Source organism: Hymenobacter humi (assembly GCF_042665855.1).
Lineage (GTDB): Bacteria > Bacteroidota > Bacteroidia > Cytophagales > Hymenobacteraceae > Hymenobacter > Hymenobacter humi.
In genome coordinates this window covers 3,845,226-3,868,177 of sequence record NZ_JBHTEK010000001.1, presented here as the reverse complement: position 1 = coordinate 3,868,177, position 22,952 = coordinate 3,845,226, and the positions used below count along the sequence as shown (strand labels likewise).

Below are 22,952 nucleotides of genomic sequence, written 5' to 3'. Positions count from 1 at the left end.
CCAGGCAGGAAATTCTATTAGGCTTCCTGCTGTGTCCATATCGAGCATTAGCTGGCCCAATTACTGGGCCCAATTTTTCGGCCGTCGGGTAACCGGGCCTGCCGTATTCTATGAGTCAAGTATTGGTTGCTCCCCGCGTGCCTCCTACCCGGGCGCGCATTGCGATTGCGCTGTTTTTCTTCGTTTCGGGGTTTGGCTTCGCTACCTGGGCCTCGCGCATTCCCACCATTCAGCACCGGCTGGGGCTCAACGAAGCTCAGCTTGGGGCCGTGCTCCTGGCCCTTCCTGCCGGCCTCATGCTTACCCTGACCGTCACGGGTAAGCTGTTGCAGCGCTTCAGCAGCCGGCAGGTAATGATGGCGGGGGCGGTGCTCTACAACCTGGCGCTGGGCTTGCTGGGCTTTGCCGAGCACACCTGGCAGCTGGCGGTGCTCCTGTTTTGCTTCGGCTGCTCGCGCAACCTGCTCAACCTGTCTGTCAATGCCCAATCGGTAGGCCTGCAGGCACTGTACGACCGTTCCATCATCGCCACGTTTCACGGTATCTGGAGCGTGGCGGGCTTTGCCGCGGCCGGGCTGGGCGGTCTGCTCATCCGAAACGACGTGCCCATCAGCTTTCACTTTGTGAGCGTATCGGTGGTGCTCACCGGCTTGGCGCTGGCGTTCTTTCCGGGCAGCCTGGCCCTGCCGCCGGCGCCAGCGGCCAAGTCGCCGTTTTCCTGGCCCGACAAAACCGTGCTCAAGTTCGGCCTTATCACATTCGCGTCGATGGCCTGCGAGGGCACGTTCTACGACTGGAGCGGCGTGTACTTTGCCCAGGCCGTGCACGCGCCCAAATCCATTGCTCCGCTCGGCTTCCCGCTGTTTATGGTGGCCATGACCACCGGCCGCTTCCTCGGCGACTGGCTGGTGGGCCGCTTCGGCATCAAGCCCATTCTGCTGGCCAGCGGCGTGCTGATGAGCACCGGCCTGCTACTGGCGGCCGCTTTTCCAACGCCGCTGTGGGCGGGGCTGGGCTTTGTGTTAGGAGGCTTTGGGGTGTCGTGCGTGGTGCCGTTGGTGTTCAGCCTCGTTGGCAAAGCCAATCCCTTAGGCGCTGGGGCGGCCATTGCCTCGGTTTCCACAGTGAGCTATTTCGGCTTTCTGCTGGTGCCGCCGCTAGTAGGTTTTGTGGCCAAAGCCGCAAGCCTGCGCTGGTCGTTTGCCCTGGTGGCATTGCTGGGCGGCCTGGTCATTTGGCTGGTTCCCAAGCTGCGGGAGGAAGCTAAAGAAGCGTAACCAGCTGAACCTCACCAGACCGGGGGCTCACCCCGGCCCCGGTTCGCTTGAGGCGCGAAGCCAAAGAGAGGGGAGCCACGGCACAAGAATCAGCTCAACCCGTAAAATGAAAAGGCCCGGCTCAATTGAGCCGGGCCTTTCTTTTGGTTAACGTCAGGCTCCCCTCTCCGCGGGCTTCGCGCCTCAAGCGAACCGGGGCCGGGGGTGAGGTTCCCTTTACCGAGCTTACTCACCGCACAAAAAAAGCGCGACGGTTGCCCATCGCGCTTTCTCTTTCAATGAACTTCCAGCCCTATGCCAGGTTGTTCGAAGTAGCCTTGGCCACCAGGAACTCGCGGTTGAGCATGGCAATGTTCTCGAGCGAAATGCCCACGGGGCACTCGGCAGCGCAGGAGCCGATATTGGAGCAGGCGCCGAAGCCTTCCTTGTCCATCTGGGCCACCATGTTTTCCACGCGGGTCTTGCGCTCGGCGTGGCCCTGGGGTAGCAGCGCGAGCCTGCGACACCTTGGCCGACACGAACAGCATGGCCGAGGCATTCTTGCAGGCTGCTACGCAGGCGCCGCAGGCAATGCAGGTAGCAGACTCAAAAGCGCGGTCGGCAATTTCCTTGGGGATGGCAATTTCGTTGCCATCGGGCACGCCGCCGGTGTTCACGCTCACGTAGCCACCGGCCTGAATGATGCGGTCGAAGGCCGAGCGGTCCACGCTCAGGTCTTTGTTTACCGGGAAGGCGTTGGCGCGCCAGGGCTCGATGGTGATGGTGTCGCCATCCGAGAACTTGCGCATGTGCAGCTGGCAGGTGGTGGTGCCCTTCTCCGGACCGTGGCTACGGCCGTTGATGAACAAGTCGCACGAGCCGCAGATGCCTTCGCGGCAGTCGTGGTCGAACGCCACTGGGTCCTGGCCGGCGTGCAGCAGGTCTTCGTTAAGCACGTCGAGCATTTCCAGGAACGACATCTCGGGCGAAATGTCCTTCACTTTGTACTCCACAATTTTCCCTGCGGTGTTGCGGTTGGGTTGCCGCCACACGTTCAGGGTCAGGTTCATCGGTTTAGCGTTGGGGTTGGAACCGGCCATTGGTTGTTAGCTATTAGCTGTTAGCTGATAGCTGTTAGCTTTTAACTCTGCGAACTATTAGAACAATGCTAACAGCTAACAGCTAATGGCTAACAGCTCATAAAATTTACTTATAGCTGCGCTGGGTCAGCTTCACGTTTTCAAAGGCGAGCTCCTCTTTGTTGAGCTTCTCGGGCTGGTTGTCGCCCTGGTATTCCCAGGCCGCCACGTAGGCAAAGTTCTCGTCGTCGCGCAGGGCCTCGCCCTCGGGGGTCTGGTACTCCTCGCGGAAGTGGCCGCCGCAGCTTTCGTTGCGGTTCAGGGCGTCGTCCACCATCAGCTCACCGAGCTCCAGGAAGTCGGCTACGCGGCCGGCCGTTTCCAGCGACTGGTTCATTTCTTCGCCAGTGCCCGTGATTTTCACGTCCTGCCAGAACTCGTTGCGCAGCTTGCGAATCTCGCCTTTGGCGTGGGTGAGGCCTTCGGCCGTGCGGGCCATGCCGCAGTACTCCCACATGATGTGGCCCAGGGCCTTGTGGAACTCATTCGGCGTGCGGTTGCCGTTGATGCTGAGCAACCGCTCGGTACGGGCCTGCACAAACGCCTTGGACTCGGCAAAGGCGGGGTGGTTGACGTCAACCGGCTTGGGAGCCGTTTGCGCCAGGTAGTCGCCAATGGTGTAGGGAATCACGAAGTAGCCATCGGCCAGGCCCTGCATCAGGGCCGAAGCCCCGAGGCGGTTGGCGCCGTGGTCCGAGAAGTTGCATTCGCCCATGGCGTACAAGCCCGGAATGGTGGTTTGCAGGTTGTAGTCAACCCACAGGCCGCCCATGGTGTAGTGCACCGCCGGGTAGATGCGCATGGGCATCTTGTAGGGGTCTTCGTCGGTGATTTTCTCGTACATGGCAAACAGGTTGCCGTACTTCTGGCTCACGCCATCGGCCCCGATGCGCTGAATGATTTCGGCAAAGTCGAGGTACACGGCCAGGCCGGTGGTACCCACGCCACGGCCTTCGTCGCACATCTGCTTGGCGTTGCGCGAGGCCACGTCGCGCGGCACCAGGTTGCCAAAGGCCGGGTACTTGCGCTCGAGGAAGTAGTCGCGGTCGCCTTCGGCGATGTCCTGCGGCTTGACTTCACCTTTGCGCACCCGCTCGGCCAGCTCCACGGTTTTTGGCACCCACACCCGGCCGTCGTTACGCAACGACTCCGACATCAGCGTGAGCTTGGACTGGTAGTCGCCGCTCACGGGAATGCAGGTGGGGTGAATCTGCGTGAAGCAGGGGTTGGCGAAGTAAGCGCCCTTTTTGTGGGCCCGCCAGGCGGCGGTGGTGTTGCAGTACTTGGCGTTGGTGCTCAGGAAGAATACGTTGCCGTAGCCCCCGGTGGCTAGCACGACGGCGTGGGCCGCGTGCGTCTCAATCTCACCGGTAATCAGGTGGCGGGTCACAATACCGCGCGCCTGGCCATCTACGACCACCAGGTCGAGCATTTCGGAGCGGGTGTACAGCTTCACTTTGCCGTAGGCCACCTGCCGGCTCAGGGCCGAGTAGGCGCCCAGCAAGAGCTGCTGTCCGGTCTGGCCGCGGGCGTAGAACGTACGGCTTACCTGGGCGCCACCGAAGGAGCGGTTGGCCAGCAGGCCACCGTATTCGCGGGCAAAGGGCACGCCCTGGGCCACGCACTGGTCGATGATGTTGACCGATACCTGGGCCAGGCGGTACACGTTGGCTTCGCGGGCGCGGTAGTCGCCGCCCTTGATGGTGTCGTAGAACAGGCGGAACACGGAGTCGCCGTCGTTCTGGTAGTTTTTAGCGGCGTTGATGCCGCCCTGCGCGGCGATGGAGTGTGCGCGGCGGGGCGAGTCGTGGTAGGTAAAGGCCTTTACGTTGTAGCCCAGGCTCGGCGAGCGAGGCGGCGGCCGAGGAGCCGGCCAGGCCCGTGCCGACCACAATCACGTCGTATTTCCGCTTGTTGGCGGGGTTCACAAGCTTGACGTTGAACTTGTGCTTGTCCCATTTTTCGGCAAGGGGGCCTTCGGGGATTTTGGAATCCAACAGCATAGAGTAACGGAGTGATGGAGTGACTAGTGACCAGTAGAACAGCAAAGAGTGGCAGGTGTTGCCGGCTAGGCCATTATTCTACCGTGCGTAATCCAAAGAATTAGAACGCCGAAGCTACCGATTGGAGCAGCGCGGGCGCGTTAGAAGCCAGTTCGCCCTGGTCGTTGGTGAACAGGAAGAAGTACAGCGGCATGGCAGCAAAACCGGCCGACACCACCACGGCGAAGATGTAGCCGGCGTATTTGATAAGCGGCATGTACTTGCGGTGGTTCAGGCCCAGGGTTTGGAAGCCCGAACGGAAGCCGTGCCACAAGTGGTAGCCCAGGCTAATCTGCGCGGCTACGTACAGCAGCACGTACCACCAGATGTGGAACGACGATACCACGGCCATATACAGGTTGTCGTAGTCGCGGTATTCGGGGTTGTCGCCGCCCATTTTCTCCAAGCCACCGAAGCGGGCGCGCCAGAAGAAGTTGTAGAGGTGCACAATCAGAAAAATCAGGATGATGGAGCCCAGGATGCCCATGTTGCGGGACGTCCACTCGCTGTTCTGCTCGGCTTTCCACTGGGCGTAGCCGTGGCCGCGGGCGGCCTTGTTGCGGCGGGTGAGGGCAAAAGCTTCGTAAATGTGGAAGCCAAAACCCAGCACCAGGCCCCACTCAATGGTGCGGATGACGGGGTTCGTGCCCATGAAGTGCGAGTAGGCATTGAAGGCCGCGCCCCCGTCGTGCTTGAATAACTGCAGGTTCCCGACCAGGTGAACCACCAGGAACGTGCACAGAAACAGGCCCGTAAGCGACATGATTATCTTCCGGCCGATGCTGCTGGTTAAAGTTTTTGTTATCCAACTCATAAAGTAACCAAACTGGGGAAGTGAAGAGGTGTGTTATATAGTGCCCAAAGGTAGGCCCCGCCCGCTAACCGAACAAAGGAGAACCTTGATTCCTGCGGGTTTGGCCGGGTGCCATGGCAGGGGCCAGGAAAAACTGCCGGAGCGTGGTGAATCTATCATCGGCGCGCATCGTTTTCTCGCACGGGCGCGTTATGTTTATATAACCCGGCAGGCATGGTGAATGTTGGGACGTAAAGGCGTCCGATTCGCTGCTGCCAGCGCATTCACTGTTGTTGTTTTTCCTCCTCATTACGTTGGTATGGAATACTTTACTCTGCCTCGGGTTAGGACAATGGCGCGGGCAGCGCTGCTGTTAGTGGTGCTGGCACTGGGGGTGGGCTTTGGACCGCAGGAAGTGTGGGCCACGCACATCCGCGCCGGCGACATTCAGGCCAAAGTCGACACCACAGTGGGCGCGGGTTTCAACCCCCGCCGGGTCTTTTTCAAGATGGTGCTGTACACCGACAACGGCTCGCAGGTAAAACAGCCGGCGGCCACCATCTTCTACGGCGACGGTACTTCGAGTACGCTTCGACGGGGTGCCGCGCGTGGGCGGCGAGCGGCCCATTCCGGGCAGCCCCGACACCAGCATCAACGTTTACCTGTTTGAGCACGTCTTTCCCTCGGCCGGCACCTTCACCATCAGCTTCATCGGCGAAAACCGCAACCGGGGCGTGCTGAACATGGACCGGTCCGATGACCAGTCGTTCTACATCAGCACCACCATCACGCTAGACCCCGCGCTGGGCCGCAACCGCTCGCCCATTCTCACGGCCCCGGCCGTGGACAAGGCCGGGGTGGGGCAGGTGTTCCTGCACAACCCCGCCGCCTTCGATGCCGACGGCGACTCCCTTGCCTTTGAGCCTGCGCGAAAGCCAGCGGGTGGCCCTGGCCATCCAGAACGTGGTGGGCCCGCCCTGCACGGGCACCGGCAACAACACGCCCGCCCCGCAGGTAGTCCCCAACTTCCGCTACCCCAACAACCCCAGCGTGACACCCGGCCGCCCGCCCGTGCAGGTGTTTTATGCCGGCGACCCCGCCGGGGTGCCCGGCGACCCGGCCATCTTCGTGCAGGACGTCCGGACCGGCCAAATCACCTGGAACGCCCCGGTGGCGGTGGGCATCTACAACGTGGCGTTTGCGGTGAAGGAGTACCGGCGCACGCCGTTGGGCCGGCGCCTGATAGGGGAGGTGATTCGCGACATGCAGATTATCGTTGCCGGCACCAACAACCTGCGCCCTACCATCACCATCCCGCCCGACATCTGCGTGATTGCCGGCCAGACCGTGAGGGGTGAGGTCTCGGCCGTGGACGGCGTTTCGCCGACCAGCACGGCGCAGTCGCCCATTGATTTGTTTGCCTACTCGGGTATTATTCCGCCGGCTACGTTCCGGCAAACCACAAAAGGCCCGCCGGTGGCCCAGGGCACGTTTACCTGGCAAACCGAGTGCAACAATGTGGCTCAACTGCCTTACCTGGTGGTGTTCAAGGCCCAGGACAACCCCTCGCCGATTAGCCCCACCAACCCGCCGCTGATTGACGAGAAGACCTGGCGCATCACTGTGGTGGGGCCGGCACCCCAGAACCTGCGCGCCACGCCCACTGTGGGAACGGGCACCGACCCCAACCGCGTCCAACTCGACTGGAACCTGTACCAGTGCGCCAACGCCTCGCGCATCCTCATCTACCGGAAGGTGAACCCCTCGAGCTTTGTGCCGGGACCCTGCGAAACGGGCATTCCGGCTTCGGCGGGCTACACCTTTGTGAGCTCGGTGCCGGCCAGCGCCACCACCTTCACCGACAGCAACGTGAGCGCCAACGGCACGGTGCTGGGCCTCGACCGCGGCCAGACCTACTGCTACCGCATCTACGCCGAGTTTCCGCTGCCGGCGGGAGGTGCCAGCATTGCTTCGCAGGAAGTGTGCACGTCGTTCCCGGGCAGCCCACTCCGCCTCGTGAAGGTCGATGTGGAGAACACCGGCGTCGCCACTGGCCAGATGCAGGTGTGCTGGACCCGGCCGCGCCAGGCCCCCGGCACCACTTTCGAAGGCACGCCCAGCTACGTGCTTTCGCGCGGCCAGGGCCTGACGCCCGCCACGTTTACCACCATTGCCACAATTAACACCCTGGCCGATACCTGCTTCACCGATACCAACATCAACACGCAGGACCTGCAGTTTACCTACAAAGTGGAGTTTGTGCGCACGTTCCCGCCGGGCGACAACCGTGCGCCCATCCGGGAAGCGGCGCCCACGGCCAGCAGCGTGCGCGTGCTGGCGGTGCCCGCCAACCCCCAGGCCACGGCCATCAGCGTGAGCTGGACCTACAGCGTGCCCTGGGACAACACGAAGCAGCCGGCGGTAATCTTTCGGCGCACCGGCAACACCGGGCCGTTTGTCCGGCTCAACACCGCGCCCACCACGGGCACCGGAGGCACGTACCTGGACAGCGACCCCGCACTGCGCAAAGGCGAAACCTACTGCTACTACGTGCAGACCGAGGGGCAGTACCCCGGCGTCAGCTACCTCAGGCTCGCTGCTAAACCGCAGCCAGATACAGTGCACAGCGCTCATTCCGCCGCCGTGCATTCCGGTGCTGACCCTGCAGCCCACCAACTGCGACAGCCTGGCCTCGCTGCAGGAGTTCCCGCGCCTCGACCAGCGCTACGCCAACCGGTTGAGCTGGACGGTGGGCAATTTGCCCACGGGCTGCGACGCCACCATCACCAGTTACCGGGTGTACTACCGGCCCACGCCCACCGGGGCCTTCACCCTCATCGGCACCACCACCCAGACCAGTTTTGTGCACTCCGACCTGGAGTTTTCGGGTGGGTGCTATGCCGTGCAGGCTGTGGCCCCGAGCAACGTGCTGAGCGACACAAGCAACGTGGCGTGTAAAGACAACTGCGTGTTTTTCAAGCTGCCCAACATCTTTACACCCAACGGCGACAACCAGAACGCGGTGTTCCGGCCCAAGAACTACAGCCCCATCCGGCGCATCCACTTCCAGGCCTTCAACCGCTGGGGGTGAAGGTATTTGAGAACACCACCACGGCCTCCGACCGGGTGCTCATCAACTGGGATGCCGGCGGGCCGGTGGGCGAGTCGGGCAATGGCAATGCCACCCGGGTGAGCGACGGCGTGTACTACTACCTGGCCGAGGTGGAGTTTGCCGATTTTGCCAACACCAAACGCACCTACAAAGGCTGGGTGGAGGTAAAACGCTAGCATCCGCTTTCGCCCTTTGTGCAAGAAACCAAAAAGGCCACTCCCGCGGGAGTGGCCTTTTTTGGGGTTGTTTTGTGTGGGGCTGCAACCCTGGCGCGCCAAGCAGGTTTAACCGCAGCGGTAGGCTGCCCACGGTTCTGTTCGGCGGCGTTCCGGTTTCCTTCCAAGCTTCTCTTGCCATCCTCATTACTGCTGTCCCGGCAAAGCTGCTATATTGCTGTGCTGGGATAGCTGCCGGGAAGGCATTTCCCGTTATCACATCTATATGAGTAAAACTTCACTACTTCAATTTAAGCTGGGGACTTTGCTGCGGGCCGCGCTGCTGCTCTTGGTGCTGGCCGTGGGGCTGGGGAGCGGGCCGCAGGCGGCGCGGGCTTCGCACATCCGGGCCGGCGACATTCAGGCCAGGGTCGACACCACCGTGGGGCCCGGCTTCAACCCCCGGCGCGTCTTTTTTAAGATGGTGCTGTATGTGGTGGAAGGACCTAATGTGGTGGACGAGGACAAGGTGACCATCTTTTTCGGGGATGGCACCTCGAGCCGCTACCGGGGCATTGACCGCATTCCGGGGGGCGCCGCGCCGTGCCGGGCGCTCCCGATACCGGCCAGAACGTCTACTTATTCGAGCACGTCTTTCCCTCGGCCGGCAGCTTTACGGTGAGCTACACCGGCGAGAATCGCAACGCCGGGGTGCTGAACATGGACAACTCGATTAACCAGTCGTTTTACATCAGCACCCGCGTCACGCTGGACCCCGCCCTGGGCCGCAACCGCTCGCCCGTGCTCACGGCCCCGGCCGTGGACAAGGCCGGCGTGAACCAGGTATTTCTGCACAACCCCGCCGCCTTCGATGCCGACGGCGACTCGCTCGCGTTCAAGCTGCGGCCCAGCCAGAAAGTGACCTTGCCGGCCGAGAATATTGTCGGCGCGCCGTGCCTCGGGGCCACCGGCAACAACACGCCGGTAGCCCAGATAGTCCCCAACTTCCGCTACCCCAACGACCCCGGCCTTTCGTTGACCCCGCCCTTGCAGGTGCCCTATTCGGGCGTGCCCGTGGGGCGGCCCGGCGACCCGGCCATCTTTGTGCAGGACGTCCAGACCGGGCAAATTACCTGGAATGCCCCGGCCCGCACCGGCATCTACAACGTGGCCATGGTGATAGAAGAGTGGCGCCGCACGCCGCTGGGCCGCCGCCTGATAGGGGAGGTGATTCGCGACATGCAGATTATCGTCTCGGGCACCACCAACCTGCGGCCCACCATCACCATTCCGCCCGATATCTGCGTGATTGCCGGCCAGACGGTTAATGGAATCGTGACGGCAGTGGACGGCGTCTCGCCGACGAGCCCGCAAACGCCGGTGACGCTGTTTGCCTATTCGGGCATCATCCCGCCGGCCACGTTCCGCCAGACGCTAACGGGCCCGCCGCTGGCTCAGGGCACTTTTAATTGGCAAACCGACTGCAGCAACGTAGCTCAACTGCCTTACCTGGTGGTGTTCAAAGCCCAGGACAATCCCGCCAATCCTACCGCGGCCAACCCGCCGCTGATTGATGAGGAAACCTGGCGAATTACGGTGGTGGGGCCGCCGCCCCAAAACCTGCGCGCGGTGCCCGTGACCAGCGGCATCAACTCGACCCAACTCACCTGGAACAAGTACATCTGCACCAACGCCTCGTTCATTCACATCTACCGCAAGGAGAACCCGGCCAACTGGATGCCGGGCGACTGCGAAACCGGCATTCCGGCCTCGACGGGCTACGTGCGCATCGGCACCGTGGCGGCCAGCGAAACGACGTTCACCGACGGCAACCGCTCGGCCGGCGGCACCAACCTCGGCCTGGACCGGGGCAAAACCTACTGCTACCGCATCTACGCCGAGTTTCCGCTGCCGGCGGGCGGCAACAGCATCGCCTCCCTGGAAACCTGCGTGACCTTCTCCGGCCGGCCGGCTCCAAGAACGTGGACGTGGAAGAAACCAGCACCACTGCCGGCCGCATTGCCGTGCGCTGGACCCAGCCCCGCGCCGCAGCCGGCGCCACCCTAGACGGCGCGCCCAGCTTTGTGCTTTCGCGCGGCGAAGGTCTGGCCCCCACCACGTTCACCACGGTGCGCACCTTCACCTCCATCAACGATACGGCTTTCGTCGACACCAACCTGAACACCCAGGACCGGCAGTACACCTACAAGCTCGAGTTCATCCGCACGTTCAGCGATGGGCGCCAGCCCGAGAAGGAAACCGCCCCCACGGCCAGCAGCGTGCGGGTGACGGCCCTGCCCAACAACCCGCCCACCGCCATCACCGTGAGTTGGACCTACAACGTGCCCTGGGATAACACGGCCAAGCCCGTGACCATCTACCGCCGCACGGGCACCACCGGCGCCTTCGCCCAGATTGCCACGGCGCCCACCACGGCCACCGGCGGCACGTACCTGGATAAGGACCCTGCTTTGGTGAAGGGCCAGACCTACTGCTACTACGTGCAGACGGAAGGCCGCTACGCGCCCACGGGCTACCTCAGTTCCCTGCTCAACAAGAGCCAGCAGCAGTGCACTGCCCTGATTCCGCCGCCCTGCATCCCCGTGCTCACCCTGCAGCCCACCAACTGCGACAGCCTGGCCTCGCTGCAGGAATTCCCCAGGGATAATCAGCGATACAGCAACCGGTTGAGCTGGAAAGCCGGGAGCCTGCCCGCGGGCTGCGATGCCGCTGTGGCCAGCTACCGGGTGTATTACCGGCCCGCGCCCACGGGCGCTTTCGCCCTCATCGGCACCACCACCCAGACCAGCTTCGTGCATCCCAACCTCGAGTTTTCGGGCGGGTGCTACGCGGTGCAGGCCGTGGCCCCAAGCGGCGCCGTGAGCGACACGAGTAATGTGGCTTGCCAGGACAACTGCGTGTTCTTCAAACTGCCCAACATCTTCACGCCCACGGGCGACGGGGTGAACGACGTGTTCCGGCCCAAGAACTACAGCCCCATCCGGCGCATCCACTTCCAGGCCTTCAACCGTTGGGGTGTGAAGGTCTTCGAGAACACCACCACGGCCTCCGACCGCGTGCTCATCAACTGGGACGGCGGCGGGCCGGTGGCCGAAAAAGCGTCCGGCACCAAAGTCTCCGACGGTATTTACTACTACCTAGCCGAGGTGGAGTTTGCCGACTTTGCCAACACCAAACGCACGTACAAAGGCTGGGTGGAGGTGGTGCGCTAGCGCCGCTCGGCTCAACTTTCAGTCAGCAAAAAGGCCGCTCCGGTTGGGGTGGCCTTTTTGCTGGAATTTGTAGGGGCGGCCGGTTTTGTGCAGCTTGCAGCCCCATTCGCTGCGGCGGTGGGCCGGTGCTTGCGCCGCCAAACGGCATTTCCATTTAATTTCCCCGTCTTCTCGTGAATCCCACTCCTTCTTCCGAATCCACCAAAACCGCCGTCATCTTTCCGGGCCAGGGCAGCCAGTTTCCGGGCATGGCCCGCGAGCTGTTCGACCAAAACCTGGAAGCCCGCGCCCTGCTCACCCAGGCCAACGACATCCTGGGGTTTAGCCTGACGGACATCATGTTCAGCGGCTCGGACGAAGACCTGCGCCGCACCGACGTGACGCAACCAGCCATTTTTGTGCATTCCGTAGCTCAATTTCTGGCCCGCCCCGAGCTGCGTCCCGCCATGACCGCCGGCCACTCGCTGGGCGAGTTCTCGGCGCTGGTGGCAGCCGGCGTGCTCCGCTTCGAAGACGCGCTGGCGCTGGTGGCGCGCCGGGCCGCGGCCATGCAGGCCGCTTGCCTGGAGCACCCCGGCACCATGGCCGCCATTCTGGGCCTCGACGATGCCACCGTGGAGCGCATCTGCCAGGAGATTTCCCAGGCCGGCGACGTGGTAGTGGCTGCCAACTACAACTGCCCCGGCCAGGCTGGTTATCTCTGGCTCAACTCATGGCATTAACAAGGCTTGCGAAGCCCTGAAAGCCGCCGGCGCCAAGCGCGCGCTGCCGCTGCCCGTGGGTGGCGCCTTCCACTCGCCCCTGATGGAGAGTGCCGCCGCCGCCCTGGCCGAAGCCATCGAAAAAACCACCTTCAGCGAAGCCCGCTGCCCCGTGTACCAGAACGTGGACGCGCGGCCCCACTCGGCCCCGGCCGAAATCAAGGCCAACCTGCTGCGCCAGCTCACCGCCCCGGTGCGCTGGACCCAGTCGGTGCAGCAAATGGCCGCCGACGGCGCTACCGAGTTTGTGGAGTGCGGCCCCGGCAAGGTGCTGCAAGGGCTAGTGAAGAAGATTGTGCCCACCGCTGCCATCGGGTAGGGGTGCTTAGCTCAACGGTGCCGGAGGGCGGGCGGCGGTGGTTTGGGTGGTCGGTTGGGCTGGCGGTGCTGGCGCAGCTGGCCCTGTTTGCCTGGGCTACCGCGCCAGGCCTGGCCGGCACCGCCGACTCGGGCTTTTACCTGCACGCAGCCGGTACACTGCGCACCGCGGGCCGCCTGCTCCACCCGGACGGCACGGCTTACCGCTACTGGCCGCCGCTGTACCCGGTGCTGGTGGCGCTAGCGGGGAGCCTGGGCGCGTTGCGCCTAGTGCACGCCGTGGCACTGGCCCTGAGCGTCGTAGCCTGGAGCAAACTAGGCCGGCGACTGTTGCCGCTACGTGCGTCTTTGGTGCTGCCTTGGGCCTTGGCCCTGAGCACACCGTGGCTGGTGGTGAGCAAGTTTGTGTGGGGCGAAGCCGTCTTTCTGGTCCTGGTGGCAGGCTACGTGCTGGCCTTATTTCAAGGACTGCACACCTGGCGTGGCTCGTGGTGGGCCTTGGCTACGGCCGTGGGATTTTTGCTCCCATTGCAGCGTACAGCCGGCTTTTTCCTATTGGCGGGCTTGGCGGTGGGCCTATTGCTGCAGCACAAGCAGTTGGGTTTGAAGCAGCGAATGTTCGTGGCCGGGCACTTCGCCCTCACCGGGTTGGGAGGCGTGGTGTGGCACTTTTATGCCTTGCTACTCGCCGCGCCGAGCGTGTACAAACTGAATAGGGGATGGGCGCAGTTTTTAGCTCAACTGCTGATTATGGGTTTGTATTGAGCCGCTGGCTGCTGCCCGTACGGGCGGCGTGGCGGCTCGAATGGGCAGCTGTTTGGGCGCTGGCGCTGGTGGGGCTGCTGACGTGGCTGTGGCCCCGGCTCCAAGCTTCCGAGGAGCAGCGGCCCACTCCGAAGGCGTTATCTCCGTGGCCTAATTATTTCCCCTCTGTGTTGTGGGTGGCCACGGCCGTTTTCCTGCTGCTGCTGATAATTTCCACCACGTTCACCCGCAGCGCATCCGGGCTCTACGATGCCGAACGGTACGCCAGCGTACTTTTCGGAACAGTTGTCTTATTAGCTTTCCGCAGAGTGGGGAGCTGGTTTGAAGCCCCGCTGGGACGCAGAAGCTGGTCTTCCTGGCTCGTGGTCGGTGTCGTGGGAATTTGGTTGGCGTATTCCGCGGGCCGCACCATCAGCAACGCAGTGGCCTTGCGCCAGCTGCCGCCTTTGGAGTGGACTTCGCCGCATTAACTGCCGCTAACCGTGCCCTACCAGAATCGGTTAGTGCAGACTATCTGGGCTTTTTCTTGATGCGCAAGCCCAGCAGTACTTCGTGGCTGCCGCCGTGGTAGCCGGCCAGTTGTGAAAGCCCCGCATCGTAGGAATAACCCAGCGTGTACTGCTCGTAGCTCAGGCCCACCATCGCTACGGCCGAGTCAAAGGCGCGCCACGAGGCCCCGAGCCACAGCAGGTCCTGGTACTTGAGCTTGGCGTTGAGGTCGACCGACACCGGGGCCGGGTTCACGGCCTTGACCAGCACCGACGGCACCAGCGACCAGTCGTCGTTAATCGGCACCCGCGCCCCGGCCGTGGCGAAGTAGTGCCGCTTCAGCGTGTTGCCGGGGGCGCCCTCGCCGGTCTGGTCGGGCCCGTAGGAGAAGTTGAGCTGATTGCCGAGCAGCTGGGCACCCGATACGCCCACGTAGAACTTGGAGCTGTACAGCCACAGGCCCACCGACCCATCCAGCACCCGCGAGGCGGCGCTGGCGGCCCGGGTCGTGGGGTCGAAGAATCGCGGCTGCTGCCCATCCACGGCAAACTGCTGCATGCCGGCCGACATGCCCAGCGCCAACCGCAGGTCGGGCGTCAGGACCATATTGTAGGCGTAGGAAAGGTAGGCGCCCGTCCGGCTGGTGGGCCCGGTCTCGTCTTTGTACACGAGGCCGCCTATTGCGTGAAACGGCCGGCGCCGGTCGCGGATGGTGCGCTTGGGGGTGCTGCGCCACTTGCCCAGCGAGGAGCTGGCGCTGGCGTAGTAGGTTTTGGGTGCTCCCTCCAGGCCCGTCCACTGGGTGCGGTAGCTGAACTTAACGTCGATGTAATCCTCCACGCCCGTGGTGCCCGGGTTGAGGATGTAGTTGTTGTTCATGTACTGGCTGTACTGCGCCTGCTGCTGGGCCCGGGCCGGCGCGCTGGCCAAGACGAGCAGCAGCGGGAGCAGTAGTACGGTTAGAACTCTTTTCATAGCAGTAATTGCCTTGTTTTCTAACTGAAAAAGAGCGTCTTGCTTTAGTAACTTGAGCAGGACGTTTTCTTAATACAAAATCGTAATCGACCCGCTGTACGACTTGCCCAACGGCCCCCTCGTAACCACCACGTAGTAGTAGGTGCCCACCGGCGCGGGCTGGCCGTTGATGTCGCCGCGCCACTCGTTGGCCCGGCTGTAGTTTTCGGCCGAGAAAATCCGGTTGCCCCAGCGGTTGAACACGCTCACTGTATTGTCGGGGAACTGCTCAATGAACTCAATCTGCCAAGTGTCGTCGCGGCCGTCATTGTTGGGCGTGAAGGCATTGGGGATGCGGATGGGCGGGCGCACGGTCACGGTCACTTGGTCAGAGTCGGCGCAGCCACCGTCCCCGGCCGAGAGCGTATAGGTGGTGGTAACCGTGGGCGAGGCCACGGGATGCAGCTGGTCGTTGCCCGGAAAAGCCAGCCCCACCGTCGGCGTCCACCTCACGGGGTAATTGCCATCGGCACGGCCTTCCAGCCGCACCGAGGTGCCGGCCAGAATCTCCTTGTCGGGGCCGGCATCCACGTCCACCGGCGGGAGTATGCGCACCGTCACGCCATTGGAAACGGCCGAGACGGGCTGTGCGCACACGTTGGTCGTGTTCAGGCGCAGCGTCACGGTCTGGCCATCGCGCAGCGTGGTGCTGGTGAAGACCGGGCCGGTGGCACCCGCCACGTCGTTCCCGTTCACCTGCCACTGATAGGCGGGGGCCGGGCCGGCCTCGGTCACACTCGCGATGCTGAACGTGAGCGGCGCGCCCGGGCAAACCGGCCCACCCGGCTGCACCGTAATGGCGAGCGTGGGAAGCGGCGTGGGTGTACGCGTTACCGTGACCGAAGTTGCGGCCACCCCCGTACTGCATAGCCCCGCCGTGGGCGTTACCTCCACGCGAACCACGTCGCCCGTTACCAGCGTGCTGCTGGTGAACGTGGGCCCGCTAGCGACGGCCACATTGTTGACGAGCCAGCGGAACGTAGGCGCGGTGCCCGCGTTGGTGGGCACGGCCGTGAAGGTGAGGGGCGTGCCAGGGCACTGCACGGGCGGGGTCGCCAGGGTTACGCTGGTCGTTACAACCGGCTGCACCCGAACCGCCACCACGTTTGAAACCCCTGTCGAGCAAGTGCCAGTGCCCGAAGTCACCCGGCGCCGGAAAAAGGTGTTGGCCGAGAGCGGGCCGGGCGCAAAAGTTGAGCCAGTGGCACCACCTATCACGGTCCAGTTTGTGCTATCGGCCGAGAACTCCCACTGGTAGGCAAACGTGCCTGTGCCGCCGCCGGCGTCACCAGTGCTGGTGAGGAGTGGGCGTAGCGCCTGCACAGATGGTTTGGTTGGCCGCAATGCTGCCGGCAGTCAGCACCGGAAGCACCGTTATGGTAACGGAGGCCGAGAACTCGGGTCCGCAAGCTCCCGACGTTACCCGACGGCGGAAGAAAGTGGTGGTCGTGAGCGGGCCCGCCGCGAACGTTGAGCCAGTGGCGCCCGGAATGGCAGTCCAGTTGCTGTTGTTCGGCGAAGATTCCCACTGGTAGCTGAAGCTGCCCGTGCCGCCGGTGGCCAGCGCCGTGCTCGTCAGCGGGGCAGGGGTAACGCCAATACATATCGCTTGGTCGGCGGCGATGGTGCCGGCCGTCAGTGCCGGGAGAACGGTGATGGTGACGACATTGGATGAGAACGGCCCGCAAGCTCCCGAAGTCACCCGCCGCCGGAAGTAGGTGGTGGCCGTGAGCGGGCCCGGCGCAAAAGTTGAGCCGGTAGCGCCAGCGATGGCCGACCAGTTTGCGTTATCCGGCGAAGACTCCCACTGGTACGCAAACGTCCCGGTGCCGCCGCTCGCCCCGGCCGTACTGGTGAGCGGCGCGGGGGTAGCACCCGGGCACACGGTTTGGTCAGCAGCGATGCTGCCGGCCGTTACCACTGGCAGCACTGTTATGGTAACGGAGGCCGAGAACTCGGGCCCGCAGGCTCCCGACGTCACCCGGCGGCGGAAGGAAGTGGTGGCTGTGAGGGGACCCGGCGCGAAGCTGTCACCGGTGGCGCCAGCGATGGCCGTCCAAGTGGTATTGTCCGGCGATGACTCCCATTGATACGCAAACGTGCCCGTGCCGCCGCTGGGCGCGCTGGCACTGGTGAGCGGCGCGGGCGTGGCCCCGGCACAGATGGTTTGGGAGGCCGCAATGCTGCCGGCAGTCAGCGCCGGCAGTACCGTCAGGGCGACGGAAGGCGAATACACCGGTCCGCAAGGCCCCGACGTCACTTGACGCCGGAAGTAAGTGGTAGTGGTGAGCGACCCAGGGGCAAAAGTTGGGCTGGTAGCGCCGGCAATGGGCGTCCAGTTTGCGTTATTCCCGGAAGATTCCCACTGGTACGCAAACGTGCCAGTACCGCCCGTGGCCGGCGCCGTGCTGGTGAGCGGGGTGGGGGTGGCGCCCGGGCACAGAGTCTGATCGGCGGCGATGGTGCCCGCGGTCAGCGCCGGGTTCACATTGATAGTGACGACATTGGACAAAGCCGGAGCGCAAGCGGTACCCGAATTCGCCCGACGCCGGAAATAAGTAGTCGTATTCAGCTGGCCCGGCGCATAGGTTGGGCCGCTGGCCCCAGCGATGGGCGTCCAGGTCACGTTATCCGCCGATGACTCCCACTGATAGGCGATAGTGCCCGTGCCGCCGGTGGCTGGAGTTTCGCTGGTGAGGGGAGTAGCGGTGCCGCCGGCGCAGAGGTTTTGGTCGGCGGCAATGGTCCCGGCTGTCAGGGCCGGCACCACGGTCAAGGTCACCACATTGGAAGGGGGCGCGGTGCAGACGCCGGAGCGTACCTGGCGGCGGTAGTAAGTGGTGGCCGTGAGTGGGCCCGGCGCAAAGGTGTCGCCATTAGCGCCAGGAATGGCCGTGAAGGTGGTATTATCTAACGAAGATTCCCACTGGTAGGAAAACGTGCCCGTGCCGCCGCTGGCCGGCGCGGTGCTCGTGAGCGGGGCAGCGGGGCTGCCGGCACACACGGTTTGGTCGGCGGCGATGCTGCCAGTCGTGAGTGCCGGCTGAACCGTGATGGCTACCGAAGCGGTAGTGCGGGATTCGCAGTAAGGGCCCGACCCGTTAGGTAGAAGCAGCGCACGCGCCGCCGGAAATAAGTGATGCCAACCGGTAGCGTACTCGATGGCTGGTAGGTGAGACCAGTAGCGCCACCAATAGCCGTGAAATTGGTGTTATCCGTCGACGATTCCCACTGGTAAGTGAGCGGCAGGTCCGCGTCGCTGGCAGCACCGGCGGTGCTGGTGAGAGCGGCCGGGGTGTTCCAGCGCATAGCGTCTGAGGGCCCGCAATGCTACCCGGTACCGGCAAATCCGGCACCTGAATGATGCCCGAGCTTTCGCGGCAAAAGCACGCGGTCGTGATGCGTAGCGTCACGGTGTAGTTGCCGGGCGTAGCGTACGTATGAACGGGATTCTCAAGGGTTGAGGTGGCACCGTCGCCAAACTGCCAAGCGTAGGTCTTCCCCTCAAAGTCAATGGGCGGAGCCCTGAAACTAATTTGCCGACAACTCGTTATCTCGGCGCTAGGCCCCACGCGCAGCAGGGAGCTTTGGTTGAAGTTGACCAGGCCCAGGCCGCTCAGGCGGCCGCCCAATTTCAGGCTATCGTCGGCGTAGCCAACCTTGGCCCCGAGTGAGTCCGGGAAGGGGATGAAGCCCAGCGCGGGCTGGTTGTCACGGGCCACGTAAATCTTGCCATCGGGCGCGGCCTGCATCGAGCCCAGGTCGGCCGGGACCTTCTGCTTGAGCGGAATGTCCTCCTTCGTAACGGGTCCGTTGCCGCTGATATCAAATTGCAGCAGCTTGGCCGGGTTGCGCACCGTGGCGTAGAGGTAGCTGCCAGGCGAAAACCCCACCCCGTAGTATTTCCCTGCGCCACGGTCGATGATGTAAGGAACCTGCGGGTTGACGCTAACCTGGCCCGTGCCGGTATCAAACCCAAACAGTTCGACGGTGCTGCTGCTGTCGCCTAATACTTCGCTGTAGCGGGCCAGGGCTAGCCGCTGGCCATCGGGAGTCACCTTCATCTGGCCTTTGTAGCCCAGGGCCGCCACGCTCGGCGCGTGCAGGCTGCCTACAGTGGAAGGAATCGGTGCGTCGATGAGGACCGGACCTACATAGCCGGCTGCTTGCCGCACGCGGTAGGCCAGAAAGGCGTCGCCCCGGTTGTCATTGCCGGACTTGGCAGCGCCCCAGCCGTGCGTGATAACCCAGATGTCGCAGCCGTTTTTATGGAATACGCCCGTTAGCTTCTCCGCCGTGCCGCGGGCCAGGGGCGTGTTTTTGGTAGCGGGAACGACGGTGCCCGGCCCACCACCCGCGGGAATGTCTATTTCCGAGTAGCTCAGGCCCACGGTGCTATTCAGGGTGAAGAGCAGGTAGCGCGTCGGTTGGCCCGCCGGAGGTATGCCCGGCATCCTAATGGGCAGGGGGCCGTCGGTGGTGGTGCTGTCGCCAGCCAGCCCCCTGCCGTTGGTCATCACGGTGCCGTCGCCGTTCCAAACGGTTTTGCCGTTGCTGTAAAAGAGAATTTTGCCGTCTTTATCCGACATCACCCCCGAGCCGGCGGGAGCATCCATCGCCCCATTCGTGAGCACCTTCGGAAGGGAGTCATTAGATGCCTGATTGAAGTCCAGACCCGCCTTAAAGCCGAAGTACCAAGTGTTGGCAAACTTCTCATCAGCCGCGCACTCCGGGGGCGGCGCGCCCTGGCCCAGCGCCGTGATGGACGCGCCGCTCAGCAGCAAGAGCAGCAGCATTAGCAGCCAAGTCACTGGGCGCACCCGCCCGGCCGGGCCCGGGCTACTGTCGCCGGCTGACTGGCCGGCCTCAGATACAGGAAGGCCGAAAGCGCTGGTACTGGATGGGGCAGGATGCGACAGCACTGCGGGCATAGTAGGGCGGGTAAGTGGGCGGACAGGTAAGCGGATGCTCAGCAAGAAAAACGCCGCCCGCCGCTCATAAGAAACGGAGCCTGACGGCCAGCTAAGCCATTGTTATAAAGCACTGCCAGCCGGTGCCGGTAAATCTACACACTGGCCGTCAGCTTTGTACAAGGCGATGACCGAATAGTGATGGAGGCCAACGCCAGCCGTCCATATTGGTACAACCTGACCTGGCCAGCATAATAAGCGGCTCGCTATACTTCTTGTTTTTCCTGCCTATCCGGCGGGTGGCCCCGCCCTTAATTATTGCCCGGCCAGAGCTGCACGGGCAGCGGGTCGGGGCATTGGGCCAGAAGCTCAGCCACACTTAAGCCCAACTGCGGATGCCGTAAATGCGGCGCGATTTCGGCCAGCGGCACCAGCGCAAAGCGGCGCTCGGCCAGCCGGGAGTGCGGCACACTCAGCCCGGGCTGCTCAATAACTTCATCCCCGTACATGAGAATGTCCACGTCGAGGGTGCGGCTGCCCCATAGCTCGCGCCGCTCGCGGCCGGCCTGGAGCTCAGCCGCCAGGCACTGTTCCAAGAGCGCGGCAGGGGGCAAGGTGGTGCGCAGAGCCAGGGCCTGGTTGAGGAAATTGGGCTGGTCTTCGCGGCCCCAGGCGGCGGTTTCGTACAGGGCGGAGGCCGCCAGGACCTCGCCGGCGAAGGCGGCCAGGTATGCCTTGGCGGCGTGCAGCAGCGCGGCCCGTTCGCCGAGGTTGCCGCCCAGCAGCAGGTACGCGGTTACTGCGGTGCTCACGCCAGGTGCTGGAAAAACTCGGCGGTGCGCTCGGCCACAATGCGGGCGGGCTCGGGCAACGCGGTTTCGGGCCAGGGGTGCGCGCCGCCAAACATGTGGCCGGCGCCCGGCACTATCAGCAGCTCGGCGTCGGGCTTGAGCCTGGTGCAGGGTGCGGGCGGCTTCCAGGGGCACGGTCTCGTCGTCGTCGCCGTGCACCACCAGCAGGGGCTGGCGCACGCGGCGGCGCACGTTGTGCGGGATGTCGAGGCGCGGGCGATTGGCGAGGTAGTCTTCCAGAATCTGGTAGTGCAGCGGGAGCTGCTGGCCGGTGCGCGAGTTGGGCACGTGCAGCACGCCGGCTCGCCGCCACTCGTCCAGCACGGCCTGGGGCCAGCGCTGGTCTATATCGGCAATAGCAGCCCAGGTGGCCACGGCCTGCACGCGGCGGTCTTCGGCGGCTTTCAGCAGCACCAGGCCGCCGCCCCGGCTGTGGCCCACCAGGTAGAGCCGGCTCAGGTCCATTTCGGCGGCGGGGATGGGTGTGGCCCCGGGCGTGAAAAGCGCGTCGATTACCTGGCCGATGTCGTTTAGCTCAATGCTGAAATTATTGCGCCCAAAAGCGTCCAAATCCTCTAAGTCACCGGTGCCGCCCACCACGATGCCGTTGTGCGAGAGGTTGAGCTTGACGAAGACAAAGCCGCGCTCGGCAAAGAAATCGGCCAGCAGCGGGAAGTGCCCCCAGTCCTTAAACCCCTTGAACCCGTGCACGAAAACCACCACGGGTTTGGGGTGGCCATCGGCCTGGTAGGTGGCGTCGGCTTCGAAGGCACGTCCGTGGTGCGTGCCGGTGAGCAGGAAAGGCGAATGGGTGAGCATGGGGCGAAGGTAGGGGCCTGGAACAGCCAAACAGTCGGCATTCCGGTTACAATCGGCAACTACGCCAAAAAGTTGGGGGCCGGCGGGCGGGCCCTCCAAGGTTCTGCCGTATCATTGTCGCCGCAATGCCCCACAATCCTACTTTCTCACTCGACCAGATTCAGGCGCCCATCGCAGCCGAAATGGAAGAGTTCGAGCACAAGTTTCGTCAGTCGATGCGCACCAAGGTGCTGCTGCTCGATAAGATAATGGGCTACATCGTGAAGCGCAAAGGCAAGCAAATCCGGCCGATGTTTGTGTTTCTCACGGCCCGGGCCACCCGCCTCGAGCCCGCCGTGGGCGACCCGCTGCCCGAAGCCTCGTTCCGAGGCGCGGCGCTGATTGAGCTATTGCACACGGCCACCCTCGTGCACGACGACGTGGTGGACGAGAGCAACTACCGCCGCGGCTTTTTTCCATCAATGCGCTGTGGAAAAATAAAATTGCCGTGCTCGTGGGCGATTACCTGCTCTCGCGCGGCCTGCTGCTGGCGCTGGAAAACGACGACTACGACCTGCTGAAAATCGTGAGCAACGCCGTGCGCGAGCTGAGCGAAGGCGAGTTGCTGCAAATTGAAAAAGCCCGCAAGCTCGACATCACGGAAGACGTTTATTTCGACATCATCCGCCAGAAAACCGCCTCGCTGATTGCGTCCTGCACGGCCGTGGGCGCGGCTTCGGTGGGGGCCGACAAGGAAGTGATTGAGCGGGCCCGCCTGTTTGGCGAGAAAGTCGGCATTGCCTTCCAGATAAAAGACGACCTGTTCGACTACGGCACCGCCGAAATCGGCAAGCCTGTGGGCATCGACATCAAGGAGAAAAAATGACGCTGCCGCTCATCTACGCCCTGCAGCAGGCCAGGCTGGCTGGAAAAGCGCCGCGTAATTTTCAACGTGAAAAACAACGACGGCCACCGCGACCGAGTGCAGCAGGTCATTGAATTCGTGAAGAAATCAGGTGGGCTGGATTACGCCGTCGCCACCATGAAGCGCTACCGCGACGAGGCCCTCACCATTCTGCACACCTTCCCCGAGTCGCCCAGCCGCACATCGCTCGAGCAATTAATTAACTACACAATAGAGCGCGAAAAATAAATCACTGATTTTTCGGATTTAAACGGATTTCACGGATTTTGTAGTCGGCGCAAAATGCGTGTTTCTGATAAAGGAAAAGGCTTGCCGAGTGGCAAGCCTTTTTGATTTTTCTGCGAGGATTAATCGTCTACAAAATCCGTCAAATCCGTTTAAATCCGAAAAA

General features: G+C 63.3%; 16 protein-coding genes and 4 pseudogenes. 12 read left to right on the top strand and 8 right to left on the bottom strand.

All coding sequences use genetic code 11. The annotated features are described in order from the left end of the window. Window positions 1–110: 110 nt before the first annotated feature. Window positions 111–1,277, top strand: coding sequence for an MFS transporter (locus ACFQT0_RS21760; RefSeq protein WP_380205184.1), 1,167 nt, complete (start codon window positions 111–113; stop codon window positions 1,275–1,277). A gap of 292 nt (window positions 1,278–1,569) precedes the next feature. On the opposite strand, the pseudogene ACFQT0_RS21755 reads toward ACFQT0_RS21760, so the two are convergent. The 3 genes and pseudogenes from ACFQT0_RS21755 to ACFQT0_RS21745 all read right to left on the bottom strand — a co-directional run bounded on the left by ACFQT0_RS21755 (window position 1,570) and on the right by ACFQT0_RS21745 (window position 5,251). Further along, window positions 1,570–2,326, bottom strand: a pseudogene (locus ACFQT0_RS21755) (succinate dehydrogenase/fumarate reductase iron-sulfur subunit). Between the two features lie 136 nt (window positions 2,327–2,462). Further along, window positions 2,463–4,398: pseudogene (locus ACFQT0_RS21750) on the bottom strand (fumarate reductase/succinate dehydrogenase flavoprotein subunit). A gap of 100 nt (window positions 4,399–4,498) precedes the next feature. Continuing rightward, entirely contained in the window at window positions 4,499–5,251 is a 753-nt protein-coding gene (locus tag ACFQT0_RS21745; RefSeq protein WP_380205183.1) for a succinate dehydrogenase cytochrome b subunit, read from the bottom strand. Window positions 5,252–5,609: 358 nt separating this feature from the next. On the opposite strand from ACFQT0_RS21745, the gene ACFQT0_RS21740 reads away from it, so the two are divergent. From ACFQT0_RS21740 to ACFQT0_RS21695, 10 genes and pseudogenes are all read left to right on the top strand, one after another. Beyond that, a complete protein-coding gene (locus ACFQT0_RS21740; RefSeq protein WP_380205182.1) occupies window positions 5,610–5,900 on the top strand; it encodes a hypothetical protein in 291 nt (96 codons plus the stop codon). Between the two features lie 224 nt (window positions 5,901–6,124). After that, the gene (locus tag ACFQT0_RS21735; RefSeq protein WP_380205181.1) at window positions 6,125–8,188 is read left to right on the top strand and encodes a hypothetical protein; all 2,064 of its coding nucleotides are present in this window, start codon (window positions 6,125–6,127) and stop codon (window positions 8,186–8,188) included. Beyond that, window positions 8,157–8,321 carry a T9SS type B sorting domain-containing protein gene (locus tag ACFQT0_RS21730; RefSeq protein ID WP_380205180.1) on the top strand — a complete coding sequence of 55 codons (165 nt, stop codon included), beginning with the start codon at window positions 8,157–8,159 and terminating at the stop codon, window positions 8,319–8,321. The genes ACFQT0_RS21735 and ACFQT0_RS21730 overlap by 32 nt, the downstream gene beginning before the upstream one ends. Continuing rightward, the gene (locus ACFQT0_RS21725; RefSeq protein ID WP_380205179.1) at window positions 8,318–8,518 is read left to right on the top strand and encodes a hypothetical protein; all 201 of its coding nucleotides are present in this window, start codon (window positions 8,318–8,320) and stop codon (window positions 8,516–8,518) included. Before ACFQT0_RS21730 ends, ACFQT0_RS21725 begins: the two co-directional genes overlap by 4 nt. Before the next feature lie 265 nt (window positions 8,519–8,783). After that, entirely contained in the window at window positions 8,784–9,179 is a 396-nt protein-coding gene (locus ACFQT0_RS21720; protein ID WP_380205178.1) for a hypothetical protein, read from the top strand. Next, window positions 9,101–10,564, top strand: coding sequence for a hypothetical protein (locus tag ACFQT0_RS21715; protein WP_380205177.1), 1,464 nt, complete (start codon window positions 9,101–9,103; stop codon window positions 10,562–10,564). The genes ACFQT0_RS21720 and ACFQT0_RS21715 overlap by 79 nt, the downstream gene beginning before the upstream one ends. After that, entirely contained in the window at window positions 10,480–11,730 is a 1,251-nt protein-coding gene (locus ACFQT0_RS21710; RefSeq protein WP_380205176.1) for a T9SS type B sorting domain-containing protein, read from the top strand. The genes ACFQT0_RS21715 and ACFQT0_RS21710 overlap by 85 nt, the downstream gene beginning before the upstream one ends. A gap of 248 nt (window positions 11,731–11,978) precedes the next feature. Next, window positions 11,979–12,810: pseudogene (gene fabD, locus ACFQT0_RS21705) on the top strand (ACP S-malonyltransferase). 2 nt (window positions 12,811–12,812) lie between these two features. Next, complete coding sequence (locus tag ACFQT0_RS21700; RefSeq protein WP_380205175.1) at window positions 12,813–13,574, top strand: hypothetical protein; 762 nt, start codon at window positions 12,813–12,815, stop codon at window positions 13,572–13,574. A 170-nt stretch (window positions 13,575–13,744) separates the two neighbouring features. Continuing rightward, window positions 13,745–14,044 (top strand): hypothetical protein, encoded by a 300-nt coding sequence (locus tag ACFQT0_RS21695; protein ID WP_380205174.1) that lies wholly within the window; start codon window positions 13,745–13,747, stop codon window positions 14,042–14,044. A gap of 40 nt (window positions 14,045–14,084) precedes the next feature. Here ACFQT0_RS21695 and ACFQT0_RS21690 read toward each other — a convergent pair whose 3' ends face one another. The 5 genes from ACFQT0_RS21690 to folK all read right to left on the bottom strand — a co-directional run bounded on the left by ACFQT0_RS21690 (window position 14,085) and on the right by folK (window position 21,657). Next, window positions 14,085–15,038: a PorP/SprF family type IX secretion system membrane protein gene (locus ACFQT0_RS21690; RefSeq protein ID WP_380205173.1), complete on the bottom strand. Its 954-nt coding sequence runs from the start codon at window positions 15,036–15,038 to the stop codon at window positions 14,085–14,087. Between the two features lie 69 nt (window positions 15,039–15,107). After that, window positions 15,108–16,400: a gliding motility-associated C-terminal domain-containing protein gene (locus tag ACFQT0_RS21685; protein ID WP_380205172.1), complete on the bottom strand. Its 1,293-nt coding sequence runs from the start codon at window positions 16,398–16,400 to the stop codon at window positions 15,108–15,110. After that, window positions 16,363–18,081, bottom strand: a complete 1,719-nt coding sequence (locus ACFQT0_RS21680) for a hypothetical protein (RefSeq protein WP_380205171.1) — start codon at window positions 18,079–18,081, stop codon at window positions 16,363–16,365. The genes ACFQT0_RS21685 and ACFQT0_RS21680 overlap by 38 nt, the downstream gene beginning before the upstream one ends. Before the next feature lie 97 nt (window positions 18,082–18,178). Next, window positions 18,179–19,888, bottom strand: a complete 1,710-nt coding sequence (locus ACFQT0_RS21675) for a PKD domain-containing protein (RefSeq protein WP_380205170.1) — start codon at window positions 19,886–19,888, stop codon at window positions 18,179–18,181. A gap of 410 nt (window positions 19,889–20,298) precedes the next feature. Then, the gene (gene folK / locus ACFQT0_RS21670) at window positions 20,299–21,657 is read right to left on the bottom strand and encodes a 2-amino-4-hydroxy-6-hydroxymethyldihydropteridine diphosphokinase (protein ID WP_380205169.1); all 1,359 of its coding nucleotides are present in this window, start codon (window positions 21,655–21,657) and stop codon (window positions 20,299–20,301) included. A 125-nt stretch (window positions 21,658–21,782) separates the two neighbouring features. Here folK and ACFQT0_RS21665 point away from each other — a divergent pair. Next, window positions 21,783–22,789, top strand: a pseudogene (locus ACFQT0_RS21665) (polyprenyl synthetase family protein). The last annotated feature ends 163 nt before the right edge of the window (window positions 22,790–22,952 follow it).